This window comes from Streptomyces sp. NPDC029138, assembly GCF_055564375.1.
Window position 1 is genome coordinate 137,958 of sequence record NZ_JBVHWM010000011.1, and the last position, 20,948, is coordinate 158,905.

Annotated in this window: 24 protein-coding genes; 14 read left to right on the forward strand and 10 right to left on the reverse strand. The window is 71.2% G+C overall.

Translation table 11 applies throughout. The annotated features are described in order from the left end of the window. Positions 1-78 precede the first annotated feature (78 nt). Entirely contained in the window at positions 79-429 is a 351-nt protein-coding gene (locus tag ACZ4WH_RS13285; RefSeq protein WP_468179745.1) for a hypothetical protein, read from the forward strand. Here ACZ4WH_RS13285 and ACZ4WH_RS13290 read toward each other — a convergent pair. After that, positions 407-1,099, reverse strand: a complete 693-nt coding sequence (locus ACZ4WH_RS13290; protein ID WP_468179748.1) for a FadR/GntR family transcriptional regulator — start codon at positions 1,097-1,099, stop codon at positions 407-409. The two genes, ACZ4WH_RS13285 and ACZ4WH_RS13290, sit on opposite strands and share 23 nt — an antisense overlap. Before the next feature lie 133 nt (positions 1,100-1,232). Between ACZ4WH_RS13290 and ACZ4WH_RS13295 the strand changes: the two genes are divergently transcribed. The 4 genes from ACZ4WH_RS13295 (at position 1,233) to ACZ4WH_RS13310 (ending at position 3,724) form a co-directional block, all read left to right on the forward strand. Next, entirely contained in the window at positions 1,233-2,501 is a 1,269-nt protein-coding gene (locus ACZ4WH_RS13295) for a CynX/NimT family MFS transporter (RefSeq protein WP_468179791.1), read from the forward strand. 57 nt (positions 2,502-2,558) lie between these two features. Continuing rightward, positions 2,559-2,678, forward strand: coding sequence for an SGM_5486 family transporter-associated protein (locus ACZ4WH_RS13300; RefSeq protein ID WP_263982356.1), 120 nt, complete (start codon positions 2,559-2,561; stop codon positions 2,676-2,678). Between the two features lie 242 nt (positions 2,679-2,920). Then, positions 2,921-3,127: a hypothetical protein gene (locus ACZ4WH_RS13305; protein ID WP_468179750.1), complete on the forward strand. Its 207-nt coding sequence runs from the start codon at positions 2,921-2,923 to the stop codon at positions 3,125-3,127. A gap of 78 nt (positions 3,128-3,205) precedes the next feature. Beyond that, complete coding sequence (locus ACZ4WH_RS13310) at positions 3,206-3,724, forward strand: SixA phosphatase family protein (protein WP_468179752.1); 519 nt, start codon at positions 3,206-3,208, stop codon at positions 3,722-3,724. Between the two features lie 121 nt (positions 3,725-3,845). Here the strand turns inward: ACZ4WH_RS13310 and serB are convergent, their stop codons facing one another. Then, the gene (serB, locus tag ACZ4WH_RS13315; RefSeq protein WP_468179754.1) at positions 3,846-5,072 is read right to left on the reverse strand and encodes a phosphoserine phosphatase SerB; all 1,227 of its coding nucleotides are present in this window, start codon (positions 5,070-5,072) and stop codon (positions 3,846-3,848) included. 310 nt (positions 5,073-5,382) lie between these two features. Then, positions 5,383-5,517, reverse strand: a complete 135-nt coding sequence (locus tag ACZ4WH_RS13320) for a hypothetical protein (RefSeq protein WP_468179756.1) — start codon at positions 5,515-5,517, stop codon at positions 5,383-5,385. 181 nt (positions 5,518-5,698) lie between these two features. Between ACZ4WH_RS13320 and ACZ4WH_RS13325 the strand changes: the two genes are divergently transcribed. Continuing rightward, positions 5,699-8,323 (forward strand): ABC transporter ATP-binding protein/permease, encoded by a 2,625-nt coding sequence (locus ACZ4WH_RS13325; RefSeq protein WP_468179758.1) that lies wholly within the window; start codon positions 5,699-5,701, stop codon positions 8,321-8,323. 114 nt (positions 8,324-8,437) lie between these two features. Here the strand turns inward: ACZ4WH_RS13325 and ACZ4WH_RS13330 are convergent, their stop codons facing one another. From ACZ4WH_RS13330 to ACZ4WH_RS13340, 3 genes are all read right to left on the reverse strand, one after another. Further along, positions 8,438-9,190: a transglycosylase SLT domain-containing protein gene (locus tag ACZ4WH_RS13330; RefSeq protein WP_468179760.1), complete on the reverse strand. Its 753-nt coding sequence runs from the start codon at positions 9,188-9,190 to the stop codon at positions 8,438-8,440. Between the two features lie 306 nt (positions 9,191-9,496). Continuing rightward, a complete protein-coding gene (locus ACZ4WH_RS13335; RefSeq protein ID WP_468179762.1) occupies positions 9,497-10,645 on the reverse strand; it encodes an S-adenosylmethionine:tRNA ribosyltransferase-isomerase in 1,149 nt (382 codons plus the stop codon). After that, complete coding sequence (locus tag ACZ4WH_RS13340) at positions 10,642-11,337, reverse strand: SDR family NAD(P)-dependent oxidoreductase (RefSeq protein ID WP_468179764.1); 696 nt, start codon at positions 11,335-11,337, stop codon at positions 10,642-10,644. Before ACZ4WH_RS13340 ends, ACZ4WH_RS13335 begins: the two co-directional genes overlap by 4 nt. Positions 11,338-11,607: 270 nt before the next feature. Between ACZ4WH_RS13340 and ACZ4WH_RS13345 the strand changes: the two genes are divergently transcribed. From ACZ4WH_RS13345 to ACZ4WH_RS13360, 4 genes are all read left to right on the forward strand, one after another. Further along, complete coding sequence (locus ACZ4WH_RS13345; protein ID WP_468179766.1) at positions 11,608-12,753, forward strand: GAF domain-containing sensor histidine kinase; 1,146 nt, start codon at positions 11,608-11,610, stop codon at positions 12,751-12,753. Beyond that, positions 12,746-13,387 carry a response regulator gene (locus ACZ4WH_RS13350; RefSeq protein WP_468179767.1) on the forward strand — a complete coding sequence of 214 codons (642 nt, stop codon included), beginning with the start codon at positions 12,746-12,748 and terminating at the stop codon, positions 13,385-13,387. The genes ACZ4WH_RS13345 and ACZ4WH_RS13350 overlap by 8 nt, the downstream gene beginning before the upstream one ends. Positions 13,388-13,556: 169 nt before the next feature. Further along, positions 13,557-13,802 carry a chaplin gene (locus ACZ4WH_RS13355; protein ID WP_468179769.1) on the forward strand — a complete coding sequence of 82 codons (246 nt, stop codon included), beginning with the start codon at positions 13,557-13,559 and terminating at the stop codon, positions 13,800-13,802. A gap of 182 nt (positions 13,803-13,984) precedes the next feature. Continuing rightward, on the forward strand, positions 13,985-14,161 hold the full coding sequence (locus ACZ4WH_RS13360; RefSeq protein ID WP_468179771.1) for a chaplin family protein: 177 nt from the start codon (positions 13,985-13,987) through the stop codon (positions 14,159-14,161). An 81-nt stretch (positions 14,162-14,242) separates the two neighbouring features. Here the strand turns inward: ACZ4WH_RS13360 and ACZ4WH_RS13365 are convergent, their stop codons facing one another. Next, entirely contained in the window at positions 14,243-15,031 is a 789-nt protein-coding gene (locus ACZ4WH_RS13365) for a hypothetical protein (protein ID WP_468179773.1), read from the reverse strand. 151 nt (positions 15,032-15,182) lie between these two features. On the opposite strand from ACZ4WH_RS13365, the gene ACZ4WH_RS13370 reads away from it, so the two are divergent. The 3 genes from ACZ4WH_RS13370 to ACZ4WH_RS13380 all read left to right on the forward strand — a co-directional run bounded on the left by ACZ4WH_RS13370 (position 15,183) and on the right by ACZ4WH_RS13380 (position 17,539). Beyond that, the gene (locus ACZ4WH_RS13370) at positions 15,183-15,974 is read left to right on the forward strand and encodes an ABC transporter ATP-binding protein (protein ID WP_468179775.1); all 792 of its coding nucleotides are present in this window, start codon (positions 15,183-15,185) and stop codon (positions 15,972-15,974) included. Between the two features lie 59 nt (positions 15,975-16,033). Beyond that, positions 16,034-16,465, forward strand: coding sequence for an NfeD family protein (locus ACZ4WH_RS13375; RefSeq protein WP_468179777.1), 432 nt, complete (start codon positions 16,034-16,036; stop codon positions 16,463-16,465). 123 nt (positions 16,466-16,588) lie between these two features. Next, positions 16,589-17,539, forward strand: coding sequence for an SPFH domain-containing protein (locus ACZ4WH_RS13380; protein ID WP_468179779.1), 951 nt, complete (start codon positions 16,589-16,591; stop codon positions 17,537-17,539). 107 nt (positions 17,540-17,646) lie between these two features. Here the strand turns inward: ACZ4WH_RS13380 and ACZ4WH_RS13385 are convergent, their stop codons facing one another. The 3 genes from ACZ4WH_RS13385 to ACZ4WH_RS13395 all read right to left on the reverse strand — a co-directional run bounded on the left by ACZ4WH_RS13385 (position 17,647) and on the right by ACZ4WH_RS13395 (position 19,689). Then, positions 17,647-18,153: an HNH endonuclease gene (locus ACZ4WH_RS13385; protein WP_468179781.1), complete on the reverse strand. Its 507-nt coding sequence runs from the start codon at positions 18,151-18,153 to the stop codon at positions 17,647-17,649. Positions 18,154-18,321: 168 nt separating this feature from the next. Continuing rightward, positions 18,322-18,861, reverse strand: coding sequence for a YbhB/YbcL family Raf kinase inhibitor-like protein (locus tag ACZ4WH_RS13390; RefSeq protein ID WP_468179783.1), 540 nt, complete (start codon positions 18,859-18,861; stop codon positions 18,322-18,324). Positions 18,862-18,906: 45 nt separating this feature from the next. Beyond that, positions 18,907-19,689, reverse strand: coding sequence for a sporulation protein (locus tag ACZ4WH_RS13395; RefSeq protein WP_031098836.1), 783 nt, complete (start codon positions 19,687-19,689; stop codon positions 18,907-18,909). 100 nt (positions 19,690-19,789) lie between these two features. Here ACZ4WH_RS13395 and ACZ4WH_RS13400 point away from each other — a divergent pair, with 100 nt between their 5' ends. Continuing rightward, entirely contained in the window at positions 19,790-20,440 is a 651-nt protein-coding gene (locus tag ACZ4WH_RS13400) for a DNA-3-methyladenine glycosylase (protein ID WP_468179785.1), read from the forward strand. The last annotated feature ends 508 nt before the right edge of the window (positions 20,441-20,948 follow it).

Genomic DNA, 20,948 nt, shown 5'->3' on the forward strand with positions numbered 1-20,948 from the left:
GCCGCCGCGCGGACGGCGCACCCTGGATTACGCCTTCCCTCGCTCGTCCCTCCGCCGCCCGGCCGAGGAGGTTCCCTTGTGCGCCTGTCCCGCAGCCTGGCCCCGGTGACCGTGGCCCTGGCCCTCGTCCTGTCCCTGCCGTACGACGCGCTGTCCCACGCGCGCGTGAGCGACGGCAAGCCGCCCGCGCCGAGCCGGTTCGGCGCCTCGTGCCGTACGGCCGTCCAGGGCTCGCATGTGGTGGCCTACTGCCACAACCCCTATGTCGACACCGATCGTGTGCGGCTGCACATCGAGTGCGACCGCTGGTGGGACATCGACACCGACAGCGCCCCGGTGGACGCCGGGGCCGCGATGACCGTACGGCTGACCGGCCGGTGCTGGAAGGAAGTCCACTCGGTGTGGATCAGCCACCAGAAGGTGCGGTGAACCGCCCCGGGTCGCACAGGAAGGGATAGCTCGCGGCCTCCGTCGCCGCCGCTTCGGCGTCCCCCTCGCGGATCGCGTCCATCAGGCGCGTGTGGTCCATGTACGTCTCCGGGGTCAGCTCCGTCCCGACGTCCGCGCGCAGCCAGTCCCGCAGCACCTCGCCCAGATCGGCGTACATCGCGGTCATCACGTCGTTGTGGGAGGCGGCCACCACGGCCAGATGGAAGGTGGCGTCGGCCGTCACGAAGGCCTCCGTGTCGCCGCTCTCCCAGACCTCCTCGCGCCGGGCCAGCAGCGTGTCCAGCTGCTTGAGGTCCTTCTCGGTGCGCCGCTCGGCGGCCAGCTTCGCCGCCGCCGACTCCAGCGTGGACCGCAGCTCGGCGATGTGCCGCGGGTCGGCACCGGCGAAACGGCGGTGCATCACTCCGGCCAGCTCGCTCGTGGCCACCACATACGTGCCCGAGCCCTGGCGGATGTCCAGCAGACCGTTGTGGGCGAGCGCGCGGACGGCCTCGCGGACGGTGTTACGGGCGACACCGAGCTGCTCGACCAGTTCCGGCTCCGTCGGGATCCGCGCCCCGACCGGCCACTCGCCGGACGTGATCTGGTTGCGCAGTTCGGCGATGACCTGCTCGGACAGCGCCGAACGGCGCGGGTGGCTCAGGGGCATGGCACACCTTCGCACGTCGGACCCGGGCGCGCGGGCCACGGGCGCCACGAGGATGGACAACCAATCATCCCATGATTCTATGATGGCTCTCATGGCTAGTGAGGAAACCCGGACAGTGGAGACCCGTACGGCGATGTCATCGACCGAACGCGGTACGGCCGCGACGCGCCCCCAGGAGACGACGCCCGGCGCCGGCCGCACGCGCGCGTGGGCGGTCCGGCTGGTCGTCGTCGGCATCGTGCTCTCCGCGCTGAACCTCCGCCCGGCCATCACCAGCCTCGGCGCCCTCCTGGAGGAGGTCCGCGACGGGCTCGGCATGAGCGGCAGCGTCGCCGGACTGCTCACCTCCGTGCCCCCGCTGTGCTTCGCCGTCTTCGGCGTCACCGCGCCCCGCCTGGCCCGCCGCTTCGGACCGGCCGCCGTGGTGTGCGCCGGCATGGCCGCCATCACCGCCGGCCTGCTCATACGGCCGTACGTCGGCGGCACCGCCGGATTCCTGGCCGCCAGCGCGCTCGCCCTGATGGGCATCGCCGTCAGCAACGTCCTGATGCCGGTCATCGTCAAGCGCTGGTTCCCCGACCGGGTCGGCTCCATGACCGGCCTGTACTCCATGGCCCTCGCCCTCGGCACCTCCGTCGCCGCCGCGGTGACCGTCCCGCTGACGGACGCCCTGGGCGGCTGGCAGTCCGGCCTCGCCGTGTGGGCCGCCCTCGCCGTCGCCGCCGTCCTGCCCTGGCTGCCGCTCGTCCGGGACCACGGCACCGCCACCGCCCAGCGAGGGGAGCCCGCGCGCGGGGCGGCGGAACAGCACGCTCCGCTGCGCATCACCCGCAGCCGCACCGCCTGGGCCCTCGCCGTCTTCTTCGGCCTCCAGGCCACCGCCGCCTACATCACCATGGGCTGGATGCCCCAGATCTTCCGGGACGCCGGTGTCCCGGCGGGCACCGCGGGCGTGCTGCTCGCCGTCACCATGGTGATGGGCGTGCCGCTGGCCTTCGTCATCCCGAGGGTCGCCACCCGGCTGCCCCATCAGGGCCCGATCGTGCTGGTCCTGGGCGCCTGCGGCCTCGCCGGCTACGCCGGGCTGTACCTCGCCCCGGCCGGCGGCGCCTGGGCCTGGGCCCTGCTGCTCGGCGTCTCCAACTGCGCCTTCCCGCTCGCGCTGACGATGGTCGGCATGCGGGCCCACAGCGGTCCGGGCGTGGCCCAGCTGTCCGCGTTCGCCCAGAGCACCGGCTATCTGATCTCCATCCCCGGCCCGCTGCTGGTCGGCGTGCTCTACCAGCAGAGCGGCGGCTGGGGGCTGCCGCTCGCCCTCATGGCGGGCCTCATGGTGCCGCAGATGGTCGTGGGCTTCCTGGCGGGCCGCGACCGGACGGTGGAGGAGGAGGCGGCCCGCTGACCCGGCCCGGGTGCCCCCGGCGCGGCCGTGCGGGGGGCGGGGTGCGAGACTGGGCGCATGCAGCCTGTGCTCGACCCGAACCCGCAGAACGGCCAGAAGAAGATGCTGCTCGTCTTCGGCTCGTTCCTCGCCATCTTCGTGATCATCGCCGTCGTGGCGACCCTCGCGTCTCCGTGACGGCAGCGCCCGGGGCGCTCCCGGCTTCACCGGTTCGCCCGGTTGTGCCGGTTTTCCGGGTTCTCCCGGTTCTCCGGGTTTGCCGGGCGGATGGTGGGGCTGGCCCCACCGTCCCCTAGGGGGCCAGGGTCAGGGTCAACTGGGTGGAACTCCGGATGGGTTGACGGCCCCGGTTTCCGTAGCTTCGAGATGTGACCGCACCAGGCGGTCACGGACCCGCTCGAGGACTCACGGAGGCGACCATGGCGGCCCGCACCCACTCCCGGCCCCACCCGGCGACCACGGGCGGCGTCGACATCAGGCTGCCCTGGTGGGCGCTCGCCCTGCCCGCCCTCGCGTTCCTCGTGCTGCTCGCGCTGATACTGAACCCGTCGGACGCCCACGCGGCGAGCGGCGACCCGGCGATCGCGCGTCTCCTGGAGCGCGCCCAGCAGCTCCTCGCGCGCTGACGGCAAGCCCCCTCACGCGGTGAATCCGCATGTCAACTCCCTGCGCCGGGTGGCCTGTTTCATGCGAAGCTGGGTCACATGAGCGTCGCAGAACCCCGCAGGATCGTCCTCTTCCGGCACGCGAAGGCCGACTGGCCCCAGGTCCCCGACCATGAGCGCCCGCTCGCCGAGCGCGGCCGCACGGACGCCGCCGTCGCCGGACGCAAGCTGGCCGACACCGGCATCACCTTCGACCTGGCCCTGTGCTCCACGGCGACCCGCACCCGCGAGACCTGGAAGCTCGCCGTGCACGAGCTGTCGCACCGGCCGAAAACCGTCTACGAGGAGCGGGTCTACGAGGCCTCGCCCGGCGAGCTGATCGCCGTGCTGAACGAGGTCCCGGACGAGGTGCGGAACGTGATCCTCATCGGCCACAACCCCGGCGTGCACGGTCTGGCCGACATCCTGGCCGGCGCGGTCGACGACGAGGCCCGCGAACGAATGGAGCGGCGTGGGTTCCCCGCCGCCGCCTTCGCCCTGCTGTCCTTCGACGGCCCCTGGAAGGGCGTCGAGCCCGGCGTGGCCACCCTCGTGGACTACTGGGCACCCTCCGTGTGACCCGGCGCCGACGCGGCACGCCGGACGGCGAGGGGCCCGGCACCCCACAGGGCGCCGGGCCCTCCCGGTAGCCGGACGCGGGCGCCGCCCTCCCTGCCGTCGGGCGCGGGCGGGGCTTCGCTCAGCCCTCGTCGTCGTGCATGTCGGCGGCCTCGACCTCTTCCCGGGTGATACCGAGGAGGTAGAGGACCGTGTCGAGGAAGGGGAAGTTCACCGCCGTGTGCGCCGCCTCCCGCACCACCGGCTTCGCGTTGAAGGCCACGCCCAGGCCCGCCGCGTTCAGCATGTCCAGGTCGTTCGCGCCGTCACCGATCGCCACCGTCTGCGACAGCGGCACCCCGGCCTCCGCCGCGAAGCGGCGCAGCAGCCGCGCCTTGCCCGCCCGGTCCACGATCTCGCCGGTGACCCGGCCGGTCAGCTTCCCGTCGACGATCTCCAGCGTGTTGGCCTGCGCGAAGTCCAGGCCCAGCCGCTCCTTCAGATCATCGGTCACCTGGGTGAATCCGCCGGAGACGACACCCACTTGGTAGCCGAGCCGCTTCAGGGTGCGGATCAGTGTGCGCGCGCCCGGCGTCAGCCGGACCTCCTCGCGCACCTTCCCCACCACCGACGCGTCCAGCCCCTTCAGCAGCGCCACGCGCGCGTGCAGCGACTGCTCGAAGTCCAGCTCCCCGCGCATCGCCGCAGCCGTCACCTCGGCGACCTGGTCCTCACAGCCGGCGTGCGCGGCGAACAGCTCGATGACCTCGTCCTGGATCAGGGTCGAGTCCACGTCCATGACCACCAGCCGCTGGGCGCGCCGGTGCAGACCCGCCGAGACCACCGCGATGTCGACACCCAGTGCCGCCGCGTCGGAGGCGAGAGCCGTGCGCAGGGGCTCGGTCTCCACGCCGGACACCGCGAACTCGACCGCCGTCACCGGATACTTGGCCAGCCGGAAGATACGGTCGATGTTGCCGCCGGCCTTCGCGATCCGGGCGGCGATCGCGGCGGTCGACTCGGCGGTGAGCGGGTGACCGAGCACGGTCACCAGGGAGCGCCCGAGGCCACGCGGACGGTTGTCGCCGTGCCCCGAGATGATCTCCGCCTGCATCTTCATCGACTCGGCCCAGCTGTGCACGGTGGCCCGCAGGTCGCCCTCCAGGCCGGCCGGCGGCTCGGTCACCAGCACGCACAGCACGAGGCGGCCCCGGGTGACGACCTGCTCGATGTCGACCACGTCGACGAGGTAGGCGGCAAGGGTGTCGAACAGGCCGGCCGTGATGCCCGGCCGGTCCTTGCCGAAGATCTTGACGAGGAGGGTGGGGACCTCGGGGGTCTGCGAAGCGGAGGTCTGCGAAGCGCTCATGGTGTCACCACCGTATCCGGCACCCAGTGCCTCCCGCCGCCGAGGTCCGCCTGACGGACACGGAACAATGGGTGTCGCCCCGGTGTCGAGGATCTTGCCACCGGAAAACGACCCCGCGGGACGCGGTACCGCCCGGCTCCACCACGAGGGTCCCACGCCGGAGCCGGAACGGCAGACCCACGGAACGCGCCGGCGCGGTTTCCGGGGCAGTGGGGGAGGAGGTCGAGCGGTCCGGCGAGGGCCGGGGCGCCGTGCACCTCCTGCCCGGCAGTCGCAGGCCAGCCGTCCCGCGGCCCGTCCGGCAGCCGGCTCAGGTCGGACCGCCGAGCATCGCCCCGAAGAGCACGGCCACCGCGCCCACCCGCGCGAGGAGTTCGGCCGGCGCGATCACAACTCCCGCCGCGCCCAGGGACCGTAGGAAGGACAGCGACACCACGCCCGCCATGCCGGCGACTCAGACTCCCTCGCGGGATGCCCACGGGGCGGGTTGGAGCGCCCGCCGGTGCCCTTGGCAAGGCCCGGGTTTCGGTCAAGGGGCCGAGCCTGAAATAGTTCCCCACGATGTTCGACATCCCTAGACTCCCTGCGACGGGGGTAACTCGGGGGACAACTCAGTGGGGCATGGAGTGCCGGAACTCGTACTCGAAACAAATGGACATACCTGGACGCTCGATCCATCCAGGGCATACATCCTCGGACGTGATCCGCAGGGGGACATCGTCTTCGACGACGCCAGGGTCTCCTGGCGGCACGCCACGGTCAGCTTCAACGGCCGCAGCTGGGTCATCGAGGACCACGGCAGCACGAACGGCACGTACGCGCAGGGCCAGCGGATCCAGCACATGGAGATCGGCCCCGGCTCGTCGCTGCACCTCGGCAACGCGACCGACGGACCGCGGCTGAACCTGTCGGCGACCACGGCACCGGTCTCCGGCCCCGGCCAGCAGCCACAGGCGGCGGCGCAGGCGGCGGCGCAGACGGCGGCGCAGACGGCGGCGCCGTACGCGGCCCAGGGCGCCGGCGCACCCGGCTGGGCCCAGCAGGCAACCCCGCAGCAGGCGCCCGCGCACCAGCAGCCCGCCTCGCAGCAGGCCGTACCCCACCAGGCGCCCGCGCAGCACCCGGCCCCCCAGGCCGGCTGGCAGCAGCCGCCCGCGTTCCCGCAGCAGCAGGGCGGGCCCGCCGAGCAGACGCCCGGTGGTGGCGCGGGGGCGCCGCCGGTCTACGGCGACCGCAGCCCGACCACGTTCCACCAGTTCGCACTCGGCCGCGTGATGCGCATCGGCCGTGCCCTGGAGAACGACCTGGTCGTCTCCGACCTCCAGGTCTCCCGGAACCACGCAGAGTTCCACGCCACGCCCGACGGCCGCCTCGAGATCCGCGACCTCGGCTCGCACAACGGCACCTTCGTCAACGGCCAGCCGATCCCGAAGGGCGGCTCGCAGCTGCTCGGCCCGACCGACATCGTCGGCGTCGGCCACTCCACGTTCCGGATCGTCGGCGACCGACTCGAGGAGTTCGTCGACACCGGTGAGGTCTCCTTCTCGGCCCGCCATCTGACCGTCACGGTCGACGGCGGCAAGCAGATCCTCAAGGACGTCTCCTTCGGCGTACCCGAGAAGTCGCTGATCGCGGTGATCGGCCCCTCCGGTTCCGGCAAGTCGACCCTGCTCAAGGCGCTCACCGGCTACCGGCCCGCCAACCAGGGCGAGGTGCTGTACGACAACCGGAACCTTTACAAGCAGTTCGCCGAGCTGCGCCAGCGCATCGGTCTGGTCCCGCAGGACGACATCCTGCACAAGGAGCTGACCGTCAAGAAGGCCCTGAAGTACGCGGCCAAGCTGCGCTTCCCGGCCGACACCACGGCGCAGGAGCGCGACGCCCGCATCGACGAGGTGCTGCGCGAGCTGAAGCTCGACATCCACAGGGACAAGAAGGTCACCTCGCTCTCCGGCGGCCAGCGCAAGCGCGTGTCGGTCGCCCTGGAGCTGCTCACCAAGCCGTCGCTGATCTTCCTGGACGAGCCGACCTCCGGTCTCGACCCGGGCATGGACCGCGACGTCATGCAGCTGCTGCGCGGCCTCGCCGACGACGGCCGTACGGTCCTCGTCGTCACCCACTCGGTGGCCGAGCTGGCGCTGTGCGACAAGCTGCTGGTGATGGCGCCGGGCGGTGCGGTCGCCTACTTCGGCCCGCCGGGGGAGGCACTCAACTTCTTCGGCTACGACAGCTGGGCCGACGTCTTCTCCGCCTTCGAGAACTACCGCGACTACGACTGGGCGGGCCGCTGGAAGGGCTCGCAGCACTACCAGATGTACGCCGCGGACCTCGACTCGGTCGCCCCGCAGGCGGTCCAGACGTCGCCGATGCAGGCGATCAGGCCACCCAAGCCGCAGGGCTGGTTCTCCCAGTTCGTCACCCTGGTGCGGCGCTATGTGTCGGTCATCGCCTCCGACCGCGGCTTCCTGGCCCTGATGGTGCTCCTGCCGGCCGTCATCGGATCGGTCAGCCTGCTGATCCACCCGGACCGCGGCCTGCTGCCCAACGGCGCCAACCCGCAGACCGGCCAGATCGTGCCCAACGGCACGGCCACCACCGTGCTGCTGATCCTGGCCGTCGGCGCCTGCTTCGCCGGTGCCGCCAACTCCGTCCGCGAGCTGATCAAGGAACGGGTGATCTACGAGCGGGAGCGCGCCACCGGCCTGTCCCGGTCGGCGTACCTGATGTCGAAGGTGTTCGTGCTCGGCGTGATCACCGGGTTCCAGGGGCTGCTGGTCGGCGTCATCGGCTTCGGCAGGCGCGAGATCCCGGACCAGGGCCTCATCCTCGGGCACGCCACCCTGCTGGAGCTGTCCCTGCCGATCATGGGGCTCGGCTTCGCCGCGATGATGTTCGGCCTGATCATCTCCTCGCTGGTGAAGACAGCCGAGAAGACCATGCCGCTGCTGGTCATGTTCGCGATCATCCAGGTCGTCTTCACCGGCTGCCTGTTCGCCCTGCACGGCACGGTCGGTGTCAACGAGTTCTCGTACCTGATGCCGTCCCGCTGGGCGGTCGCCGCGGCCGGCGCCACGCTGGACTTCAACCGGATCAGCCCGCCGGAGACCGCCGGGGACAACGACCCGCTGTGGAACCACACCGTCGGCGCGTGGAGCATGGACATGATCGCACTGATCGCGCTCGGCGTGGTCTGCGGCTTCTTCGTGGCCCGCTTCCTGCGCCGCCACGAGCCGGAGGTCATGCGCAAGTAACCGCGCGCACGTACCCGTGCCGGGTACCCGCTCGTACGACGCCGAAGGGCGGCGCCCCCGCGATGGGGGTGCCGCCCTTCGGCGTTACGTCGCTGAGGTCCCGCGCCGGTGGCCTCAGTACGCGCTGTTGACGTTGTCGATCGAGCCGTACCGGTGGGCCGCGTAGTTGGCGGCGGCGGTGATGTTGGCGACCGGGTCGTAGATGTTCCAGGAGGTGCCGGGGACGTGGTACGCCCGGAAGGTGGGCGGGATCACCTGGAGCAGACCCTTGGACGGGATGCCGTTGACGGCGTTGATGTCCCAGTTGTTGATGGCCATGGGGTTGCCGGAGGACTCCCGCATGATGTTGCGGTGCAGTCCGCTGTAGCTGCCCGGGATGCCCTTGGCCTTCATGATGCCCAGGGCCTGGCGGATCCAGCCGTCCAGGTTGTTGGAGTACGTCTTCGCGGCGACCGGCTGCATCGGCAGACGCTGGGCGGAGCGACCCGCGGCGGCCGTGACGGCGCGCTCCTGCGTGGCCTTCTTGACGGCGGCGTCGACGGCGGCCTTCTTCGCGGCGGCCTGCTTGACGGCGGCCGCCTTCGCGGCGGCAGCGTCGGCGGCCTTCTTCTGCGCGGCGAAGGTGTCGAGCTTGATGTTCTTCGCGGCGAGCTGGTCCGTCACCGTGCCCTTGACGTTCTTCAGGACGGTGCCGGTGGCGACCTGCGCGGTCGTGGCGGGGGCGCCGGTGGTGACGGTGTCGGCGCTGCTCGGGCCGGCCGAGAACGCGAGGGCGGCGGTGCCGAGTGCGGTGACACCGGCGACGGCGATCTTGTGGTGCTTGGTCAGCTGACGACTATGAGCACGGTTGAGGATGTTCTTGGGCATGGCTGATGGACCTCTTCGATAGCGCGGAGGTCGCTCCTGCGTCCGCCGGGGGAATCGGCTCCTCCCACACGAACGCCGCGGGGCGGAAAACCCGCGGCGCTGAGCGACGGAAGCAATTCTTAGCGGGCGCAAAATGCCCAGGCAAAGGTGTGACGTACTATCCCCCATAGTGGATCAGGGAAGGGCAAAACAGGACAGACGGGACCGTCTGTCCCGTTCATGTGGGGGCGTTTATCTCCTATGCCCTTTAGTACGTGATGCAGGCCCTATGCGCGGGCTCACATTGAGCGGCATGCCATATCACCGCTAGTTGCCATCGCAATGCTCTGTGTGAGGGCTCTCCTCCGGGAGGATGAGATGGACGTCGCCGAACTCGTGCCAGAGGTAGAGCGCGCCCAGCGCCTCCCGGTAGGCACGGTCGACCGCCGCCCGCCCGGCGACCGCCTCCAGCATCAGCAGATGCGAGGCCTCCGGCTCGTGCAGCCCGGTCAGCAGCCCGTCCACCACCCGCACCCCGCGCCCGGGCGTGACCACCAGATCCGTCCACCCCTCGGCCGCCCGCACCACCCCGTCCGGCCCCGCGGCCGACTCCACGGCCCGCACGGCCGTCGTCCCCACCGCGATCACCCGGCCGCCGGCCCGTCTCCCCGGAGGAAGCGCGTCCCCTTCCTGACGCGCCCGGACAAGGTTGATCAGCCGCGCCGACGCCTCCGGCACCGCGAACCGCTCCGGATACGGCGGCTCGTGCGCCTCCGCCGACGACACCCCTGTGTGCAGCGTCACCGGCGCGAACAGCACCCCCCGGCTCACCAGCTCCGCCACCAGCCGCGCGGTGAAGGGCCGGGCCGCACTCGGCATCTCGGCACTGCCCGACCCGTCCGGCGAGGGCAGCGCGAACACCGTCTGGTGAGCGGACAGCGGCTGATCCCGCTTCGTATAGGAGTAGCGAATGGGCCGCCCGTGCTCCTCCAGCACCTCCTGTACGTCCGCACCGGCGACCCGCGCCCACCACAGCCGCTCCCCCCGCGCGCTCAGCGGCTCCTCCAGCAGCAGCCGGCCCCCGCCCGGCAACGACACCTCTGTCCCCGCGGGCGAGCCCGCACGCGCGCGCGTGGTACCGCACCCGTCCGGTTCCCGCAGTTCGACCGCCCACCGCCCGTCGTCCCCGCGCGTGGAGAAATGCACCACCACGCGCGCGTGCCCGATCCGCCCGTCCACCGCGGCGGCCAGCGTCGGCGAGGTGTTCACCACCAGCAGATCCCCGGCCCGCAACAGCCCCGGCAGCTCACGGAACGCGTGGTGCGCCACCTCCGTGCCGCGCGACACCAGCAGCCGTACGGCGTCCCGGCCCAGCCCCGGCCCCCGCTGCTCGGCCGGCACGCGCGCGGACAGCTCCTCGGGAACCTTCCCCCACTCGCGCGGCCCGAGCGAGGAGACCCCCGTGGACACGGTCACCGTGCCTCCAGCAGAGAAGGCGCCGCGTACCGCCCGCTCGCCGGACGCTCGTCCAGCAGCCGCAGGAACGCCGGTACGACAGCGGCGGGCGCCGGACGCGGCGTGTCGTCGTCCGGTACGGCCGCCGTATACAGGTCCGTCGCCATGTCCCCGGGGTCCACCGCCCACACCCTGAGCCCCGGCTCCTCCGCGCCGAGCACCGCGGCGAGCTGGTCCAGGGCCGCCTTCGAGGCGCCATAGCCGCCCCACGTCCCGTACGCCTCCGCCGCCGCGTCCGAGGAGACCACGATCACCGTGCCCGCCGTCGACGCCCGCAACAGCGGCAGCGCCTCCTGGACCAGCCCCAGCGCCGCCACCACGTTCACCTCCAGTGCCCGCCGCAGCCCCTCCAGCGGCAGCTCCGCCAGCCGCACCAGCGGCTCGGCACCGAGCGCGCTCGCGTTGCTCACCACCAGGTCGACCCCGCCCAGCCGCCACCCGGCGGCCACCAGCTCGGCCCGGTGCCGGCCGTCCGTGACGTCTCCCGGCAGCGCCACCACCCGCGTACCGTGCCGCGTGACCGCCTCCGCGGTCTCCTTGAGGGCGTCGGCGCCCCGGGCGTCGAGCACCAGATCCCAGCCGCGCGCGCCCAGCGCCTCGGCGAGCGCCCGCCCCAGGCCCTTCGAGGCCCCCGTGATGATCGCTACCGGCATGACTACCGTCCCTCGTCGCTCACCGCCTCCCTCGGGCGGTGACCTCAACCTAGGAACGGCGCCCGCCGGGCCGCCTCGGACGCGGGCCGCAAAGCGCCGGGGCCCTTCGGCGTACGCCCGGCGCCCCGGTACCGGCGCCCCGGTACCGGCGCCCCGGTACCGGCGCCCCGGTACCGGCGGCCTACGCCACCGGCCCTAGGCCCAGCGGACCGGGTCCGGCCGCCACCGGTCCGATCCGCGCTGTCGGACCCCGCCGGTACCGTGAGGAGCATGAGTCAAGGCCCCCGGTCCGGCCTCGCCGCGGTGAGTTCCGCGCTGCTGGCCATGAGCAGGCACCTGGAGATGCGCGACGTCCTCAAGACGATCGTCGCCTCCGCCCGCGAGCTGCTCGACGCGCAGTGCGCCGCCCTCGGCGTCCCCGACGACCACGGCGGCTTCGCCCAGTTCGTCGTGGACGGCGTCAGCGACGCGCAGTGGCGCGCCATCGGCCCGCTCCCGCGCCAGCACGGCATCCTCGCCGCGATGCTGCGCGAGGCGAAGGCCGAGCGCCTCGCCGACGTGCGCAAGGACCCCCGCTTCGAGGGCTGGCCGTCCGCCCACCCCGACCTGGCCGACTTCCTGGGCCTGCCCATCCGCGACGGCGACGAGGTCATCGGCGCCCTGTTCCTGGCCAACAAGAACTGCGCCAAGCAGGAAGGGAGCTGCGGCTTCACCCAGGACGACGAGGAACTGCTCTCCATCCTCGCCCAGCACGCCGCCATCGCCCTGACCAACGCCCGTCTCTACGAGCGCAGTCGCGAACTGACCATCGCCGAGGAACGTTCCCGCCTCGCCCACGAACTGCACGACGCGGTCAGCCAGAAGCTGTTCTCCCTGCGCCTGACCGCCCAGGCGGCAGCCGCCCTCGTCGACCGCGACCCCGCCCGCGCCAAGGGCGAACTGCACCAGGTGGCCTCCCTCGCCGCCGAGGCCGCCGACGAACTGCGCGCCGCCGTCGTGGAGTTGCGGCCCGCCGCGCTGGACGAGGACGGCCTGATCGCCACCCTGCGCACCCAGACCCAGGTCCTCGACCGCGCCCACTCCGCGCGCGTGACCTTCAGCAGCAACGGCTTCCGCGCCCTGCCCGCCGCACAGGAAGAGGCCCTGCTCCGGGTCGCCCAGGAGGCCCTGCACAACGCCCTGCGCCACTCCGGCGCCGACCGGGTCGAGGTGAGCGTGGACCGGCGCGGCAACGGAGCCGTCCTGCGCGTCACCGACGACGGCAGCGGCTTCGACCCCACGGCGGTCCGCCGCGCCGGACGCCACCTCGGCCTGGTCTCGATGCGGGACCGGGCGAGCGGGGTCGGCGGCACGCTGACCGTGGATTCCGCGCCCGGCAAGGGCACCACGATCGAGATGGAGGTCCCCGGTGGGTGAATCGATCAAGGTCCTGCTGGTCGACGACCATCAGGTCGTCCGCCGCGGCCTGCGCACCTTCCTGGAGGTCCAGGACGACATCGAGGTCGTCGGCGAGGCCGCCGACGGTGCCGAGGGAGTCGCCCGCGCCGAGGAACTGCGGCCCGACGTCGTCCTCATGGACGTCAAGATGCCGGGCGTGGACGGCATCGACGCCCTGCGCAGACTGCGCGAACTCGACAACCCCGCGCGCGTGCTCATCGTCACCAGCTTCACCGAGCAGCGCACGGTCGTCCCGGCCCTGCGCGCGGGCGCCGCCGGGTACGTCTACAAGGACGTGGACCCCGACGCCCTCGCCGGCGCCATCCGCTCCGTGCACGCCGGGCACATCCTGCTCCAGCCGGAGGTCGCCGGCGCCCTGCTCTCCCAGGAGGAGGCCAACACCGGCCAGGGCAGAGGCGGTTCGCTCACCGAGCGGGAGCGCGAGGTGCTGGGTCTGATCGCGGACGGCCGCTCCAACCGCGAGATAGCGCGCGCCCTCGTCCTGTCCGAGAAGACCGTCAAGACGCACGTCTCCAACATCCTGATGAAACTGGACCTCGCCGACCGCACCCAGGCCGCGCTGTGGGCCGTACGCCACGGCGTGACCGGCTGAGACGCCCTGACCAACGCCTCACCCGTGGCAACACGGAGGGTCACGGTCCGGACCGGAATTCATACCGTCGTGGGAATGTCACCCGGATGGCGCACCCTCCGGTGATCTCCGCCGTTCTCCAGTGCGTGCCGCGGAGATCGCCGCGGTGAACGACCAGGAGGGGTTGACAGTGAAGAACCTGAAGAGGGCAGCGGCCGTGACGATGGTGGCCGGGGGTCTGGTGGCGGCCGGTGCCGGTCTGGCCTCCGCCCACGGCGGCGCCCACGCGGCCGGCGAGGCCATCGGCTCCCCGGGTGTCGGCTCGGGCAACGTCGCCCAGGTTCCGGTGCACGTCCCGGTGAACGCGGTCGGCAACAGCGTGAACGTCATCGGCGTGCTGAACCCGGCCTTCGGCAACCTCGGCCTCAACCGCTGAGGCTCCCGCCGACGACGACCTCAGGCCCCTCGGGGCGCACCGGGGGGCCTGTCCGGTTGTCGTCCGACTGACCCGAACGGGCGCCGGAACCGGGGTCCGCGTACCTCGCCGGAGGCTCCCGCGTTGATCAGCACACGACCCACGGCCGGGTCACAGCCGCACACGCAGGAGGAACCCGTCCCATGAACATCGCCGTCGCCGACGCGGACGCCCACGACATGGCCGTGCGATCCCGGGGCGTCGCGTCCGGCCTCACGGCCCAGGTCCCGGTCGACGTCCCGGTCCAGGTGGACGGCCTGACCGCCGACCTGGTCGGCGCCCTGAACCCGGCGTTCGGCAACACGAGCGTCAGCCGGTGACGACGAGCCCGGGGGCCCGGCTCTCAGGCATACGTACCTGCACCGAGTCCCCGGGCATCCGCACCGGCCAGGGCCCCCGGCTCACCGCACCCCGCGCTCCCGCTCCTCCACGAACGCGTTGTACGCCGCGACCTGCGCCCGCCGGGCCGTCCGCTCCACCGGCCGCAGCGCCTCTCCGCGCGCCGCCATCTCCGAGGCGCTCACCGCGCCCCCGTGGCCGTTGCCGTACGCCAGCGACACCAGCAGCCCCACCCGCTGAGCCAGCTCCAACACCCTCACCGCGCGCGGCGGATACCCCGGCGCCAGCACCTCGCGGCCTCGGTCGACCCGTGCCCGGTACGCCTCGATCGCCGCCTCCGCCACCGGCCCCGACCCGGCGACGTCCAGCTTCGACAGCACCTCGGTCGCGTCCCGCAGCGCCTCCGCCAGCTCCCGCTCGGCCTCGCCCAGCGACGGCACATCGGCGGGCGGCGCCTCCCGCACCGGCAGCACTCGCCAGACCACCTCGGCATGTACATCACCCTCGGGCCCGGCCTCGTACACCTGAGGCACCAGCCCGAACGCGGCGCCGTGACAGACCACCGCCTCCTCGGCCTCCAGCGCCCGCGCGTTGAACTCCGGCGGACCGCTCAGCCCCAGCGGATGCCCCGGCGCGGGCAGCGCCACCCGCAGCCCGGTCACCCCCAGCGTGCGCAGCCGCCCCAGCGCGAGCGTCAGCCCGACCGGCGCGGACTCACCCGGCAGCCCCTCCACCCGGTGCACGGCGTCCTCGCCCACGACAGCGAGCGCGGCGTCATCCGGAGAGACAAGTCCGGCCAAAAGGGCATTTCCCCAAGCGGCAAGGCGTCCTGAACGCGGTTCCGAGAGCATGCCCCCACCCTAAGGACCGGACCGATGGAATGGAGCGGGGCGCTCGTGGCGTAGATTTCATAAGGGCTGCGCCCACCGGCGCGGCGGACCCGAGCCACAGGCGTACGCGACAGCCGAGACCGGCCACACTGCAAGGGGAGACAACGCGCTCATGAGCGATGTTCTGGAGCTTCAGGACGTATCCGTGGTCCGTGAGGGCCGGGCTCTGGTGGACCAGGTCTCCTGGTCGGTGAAGGAGGGCGAGCGCTGGGTCATCCTCGGTCCCAACGGCGCCGGCAAGACCACCCTGCTCAACGTCGCCTCCAGCTACCTCTTCCCCAGCAAGGGCACCGCCACCATCCTCGGCGACACCCTCGGCAAGGTCGACGTCTTCGACCTGCGCCCCCGCATCGGCATGGCCGGCATGGCCATGGCCGACAAGCTCCCCAAGCGCCAGACCGTGCTGGAGACCGTCCTGACCGCCGCCTACGGCATGACCGCCCACTGGCAGGAGGAGTACGACGAGGTCGACGACCAGCGCGCCCGCGCCTTCCTCGACCGCCTCGGCATGAGCGACTACCTGGACCGGAAGTTCGGCACCCTCTCCGAGGGCGAGCGCAAGCGCACCCTGATCGCCCGCGCCCTGATGACCGACCCCGAGCTGCTCCTGCTCGACGAGCCCGCCGCCGGTCTCGACCTCGGCGGCCGCGAGGACCTGGTCCGCCGCCTCGGTCGGCTCGCCCGCGACCCCATCGCCCCCTCGATGATCATGGTCACGCACCACGTCGAGGAGATCGCCCCCGGCTTCACCCACGTCCTCATGATCCGCCAGGGCAAGGTGCTCGCCGCCGGCCCGATCGAGCTGGAACTGACCTCCCGCAACCTCTCCCTCTGCTTCGGCCTCCCGCTCGTCGTCGAGCAGGTCGGCGACCGCTGGACCGCCCAGGGCCTGCCCCTGTCCTGACCCCGCCGCTCTCCCCGCGCGCCCTGTCCGCCGCCCGACCGCGGCCCTACCATGACCATGTGAACGACATCGACGCATGGGTGTGGTGGCTCGTCGGCGCGGCGGCGCTCGGAATCCCGCTCGTGGTCACCGCGATGCCGGAGTTCGGCATGCTCGCCGTGGGAGCCGTCGCGGCGGCGGTCGTCTCCGCCCTCGGCTTCGACGCGGTCATCCAGGTCCTGACGTTCGTCATCGTCTCCGTCGCCCTCATCGCCGTCGTCCGGCCCATAGCGGCCCGGCACGGCAGACAGCGCCCCCAACTCGCCACCGGCGTGGAGGCGTTGAAGGGCAGGCAGGCCGTCGTACTGGAACGGGTCGACGCGTCCGGCGGCCGCATCAAACTCGCCGGGGAAGTCTGGTCGGCCCGCGCGCTCGACACCGGCCGTGCCTACGAAGTGGGCCAGGAGGTGGACGTCGTGGACATCGAAGGGGCCACCGCGATCGTCATCTGAGGACAACTCGCCGAGAAGGACTCACGAGTTGCGCGACGGTCTGTCAGACTCGACCAGCAAGATCCTCAACAGTCATGAGATCTGCCGAAGGCGCCGAGGCGGAGAAGGGTACGGGGAACGACGATGGAACCGGTCATCATCGTCTTGATCATCCTGGTGGTGTTGGTCTTCATCGCCCTGATCAAGACAATCCAAGTCATCCCACAGGCCAGCGCGGCCATCGTCGAGCGCTTCGGCCGTTACACGCGGACGCTGAACGCGGGCCTCAACATCGTGGTCCCGTTCATCGACACCATCCGCAACCGCATCGACCTGCGGGAACAGGTCGTACCGTTCCCGCCGCAGCCGGTGATCACCCAGGACAACCTGGTCGTGAACATCGACACGGTCATCTACTACCAGGTCACCGACGCCCGGGCCGCCACCTACGAGGTCGCCAGCTACATCCAGGCGATCGAGCAGCTCACCGTCACCACGCTCCGGAACATCATCGGTGGCATGGACCTGGAGCGCACCCTGACCTCCCGCGAGGAGATCAACGCGGCCCTGCGCGGCGTCCTGGACGAGGCCACGGGCAAGTGGGGCATCCGCGTCAACCGCGTGGAACTGAAGGCCATCGAGCCTCCGACCTCCATCCAGGACTCGATGGAGAAGCAGATGCGCGCCGACCGTGACAAGCGCGCCGCCATCCTCACCGCGGAAGGTACGCGCCAGGCCGCCATCCTCACCGCCGAGGGCGAGAAGCAGTCACAGATCCTGCGCGCCGAAGGCGAGGCCAAGGCAGCCGCCCTGCGCGCCGAGGGCGAGGCCCAGGCCGTCCGCACGGTCTTCGAGGCCATCCACGCCGGCGACCCCGACCAGAAGCTCCTGTCCTACCAGTACCTTCAGATGCTCCCCAAGATCGCCGAGGGCGACGCCAACAAGCTCTGGATCGTCCCCAGCGAAATCGGCGACGCCCTCAAGGGCCTGTCCGGAGCGATGGGCAACTTCGGTCCCCTGGGCGGGGGTTCGGGCAACAGCGGCTCGTCGGGCAACGGCGGCTCCGAGCGCCGAGAGAAGCCGTCGATCGACTGAGGGAGCTTTTCTACGCAGGTTCTGCCGCGCCCCGGAAGGGGCGCGGGGAACTGCGCGAGCAACGCGACACGACCCGCAGCCGCCGACGAACAGAACCCGGCAGACGCCTAGGCCGCATCCCGACCGAGCCACTCAGGAAGCGCGTCGAACTCCTCCCGCCCCAGAGCCAAGAGCATCGCATCGGCCGGCGTCGGCTCGAACGGCTCCCGGAGCAGAGCCATACCGGCCTCCTCCGGAGTCCGGTTCGCCTTCCGGTGATTGTCCTCCGCACACGCGGCAACCGTATTCAGCCACGTGTCCTGCCCACCCTGCGACCGCGGCACCACATGGTCCACGGTCGTCGCCCGCCGCCCGCAGTACGCGCACCGGTGCCGGTCCCTGACCAGCACTCCCCGCCGCGACCACGGAGCTTGTCTTCGGAACGGCACCCGTACGTACCGGCACAACCGGATCACCCGAGGCGCCGGTATGTCGACATCGGCACCCCGCATCCGCAGTTCGGGATGGGCCTGCTCGACCACGGCCTTGTCCTGGAGCACCAGAACGACCGCGCGGTTCAGCGTCACCGTCGACAGCGGCTCGAAGCTCGCGTTCAGCACCAGCGTGTCACGCATCCAGCCCACCTCCCGTGTGCACCTGCCCACCCCCCGGCGGGCTCGGATCAACTCTGGACGGGCGCGCCGAGATGGACAACGCAATAAAAAATGCCCGCCTCCGATCACTTCCAAGACCGGAGGCGGGCAAACGTTCAATGAACCCTTGGCTGAATCCTTGCGCTGACGTCAGCCCTCAGCGGGGTTCTCGTACTCACCGATGAGCTGAGCGCGCGCGATCGTGTGGAACCGCAGGTTGAAGCCGACGACAGCCGGAGAGGCGTCCGCGTCCGGACCCAGCTTCTCCTGGTCCACCGCGTACACCGTGAAGACGTACCGGTGCGGGCCGTCCCCGGGCGGCGGAGCGGCACCGCCGAAGTCCTTCGTCCCGTAGTCGTTGCGCGCGTGCACGGCGCCCTCGGGCAGCCCCTCGAACTTGCCGCTGCCCGCGCCCTCCGGCAGCTCCGTCACGGAGGCCGGGATGTCGAACAGGACCCAGTGCCAGAACCCGCTGCCGGTCGGCGCGTCGGGGTCGTAGCAGGTCACGGCGAAGCTCTTGGTCTCGGGCGGGAAGCCCTCCCAGCGCAACTGCGGCGAGGTGTTGCCCTCCGCATGCACCTGGGCGCTCTTGAGCGTCGCACCCTCCTCGATGTCCTCGCTCGTCACCGTGAACGACGGCACGGGCGGATGGAAGTCATGGGGGAGCGGCCGCCGCTTGAGCTCGGTCACCTCGGTACCTCCTGATCGATGATCTGGAACCTGCGGTTCCCGAGCCTAGAACCAGTTGCGCTTGCTGCCGACCTCGGACAGCCACTGGTTGAGGTACGCCGCCCAGTCGGTCCCCTGCCAGTCGTTCAGACCCACCTGGAACGACCGGAAGGTGTCCGAGCCCTCACTGAACAGACCCGGCTTCTTGTCCATCTCCAGCACGACGTCCATCGCGTGCTCGTCGGCGACGAAGCTCAGCTCGACCTGGTTCAGACCCCGGTACTGCGACGGCGGGAAGAACTCGATCTCCTGGTAGAACGGCAGCTTCTGCCGCGTGCCCCGGATGTGGCCGCGCTCCATGTCCGCGTTCTTGAAGCGGAAGCCCAGCTGGATGAAGGCGTCCATGATCGCCTTCTGCGCCGGCAGCGGATGCACGTTGATCGGGTCCAGGTCGCCGGAGTCCACGGCCCGCGCGATCGCCAGCTCGGTGGTCACACCGATGTTCATCCCCCGCAGGGCCTGCCCGTCGATCATGGTGATCGGCGTCTCCCAGGGGATCTCCAGGCCGAACGGCACCGCGTGCACGGCCCCCGCCTGGAGCTCGAAGGCCCCGCCGAGCCGCACCTTCGTGAACTCGATGTCCTGCTTGTACTCCTGGTCGCCGCTCTCCACCTCGACCTTGGCCTGGAGGCCGACGGACAGCCCCTCGATCGCCTGGTTCACGGACCCGCCCTGGATCCGCACCTCACCCTGGACGACACCACCCGGTACGACATTGACCTCGGTCAGCACCGTCTCGACCGACGCCCCGCCGGCCCCCAGGCTCGCGAGCAGCTTCTTGAACGCCATGACTCTCCCTTTACGAATGGACCCTCGACCCGTACAAACGCGATCCGCCCGCGCCCGGTTCCGCCGGCGCGGTGCCCCGTCTGGACTACCCTCGGAGGGCATGATCGCGCCCCCGGACCGTACGCCACTGCCCCGAGCCTTCTTCGACCGCCCGGTACTGGAGGTCGCTCCCGACCTCCTCGGCCGCATCCTGGTCCGGACGACACCCGACGGCCCGATCGCCCTCCGCCTCACGGAGGTGGAGGCGTACGACGGCCCGAAAGACCCCGGCTCGCACGCCTACCGTGGCCCCACCGCCCGCAACGCGGTGATGTTCGGCCCGCCCGGACACGTGTACGTCTACTTCACCTACGGCATGTGGCACTGCATGAACCTGGTCTGCGGACCCGAGGGCCGGGCCAGCGCGGTCCTGCTCCGCGCGGGCGAGGTGGTGGAGGGCGCAGAGCTGGCCCGCAAGCGCCGCGTTTCGGCCCGGAACGACAAGGAACTTGCCAAGGGTCCGGCCCGGCTGGCCACCGCCCTGGAGGTCGACCGGGCCCTGGACGGCACGGACGCGTGCGCCGCCGGCGAGACCCCCCTGAGGATGCTCACCGGGACGCCCGTCCCCTCCGACCAGGTACGCAACGGTCCCCGTACCGGCGTGGCCGGCGAGGGAGGCGACGGCGACCTCCACCCGTGGCGCTTCTGGGTCGCCAACGACCCGACGGTGAGCCCTTATCGGGCCCACGTGCCCCGGCGCCGCCGAAGTTGACGCGGGCCGCCGGGGTGCGTAATGTAGCCCGAGCCGCTGAACCGGGTACGGCGATCGCCTGCAGCCGGAGCGGCCAACCCACTACCTAGCTTCAACCCCTCAGCGGGGTCGTTTCTGGCGCACCCGTGTGCCCGAATTCGAACTCGCGAGACTCGATTATGAGTTCCCCGAGGGAATCGGCTAACGTAGTGAATGTCGAAAAGGCGGGCGGCGAAAGCCGAAAGCCCCGAGACAAGCCCCCCGACTGGGACATCGGATCGAGAAAAGATCTGATAGAGTCGGAAACGCAAGACCGAAGGGAAGCGCCCGGAGGAAAGCCTGAGAGGGTGAGTACAAAGGAAGCGACCGTTCTTTGAGAACTCAACAGCGTGCCAAAAGTCAACGCCAGATATGTTGATACCCCGTCTCTCTCGTACGAGAGGGCGAGGTTCCTTTGAAAAAACACAGCGAGGACGCTGTGAACGGTCGGGCTTATTCCGCCTGACTGTTCCGCTCTCGTGGTGTTGAA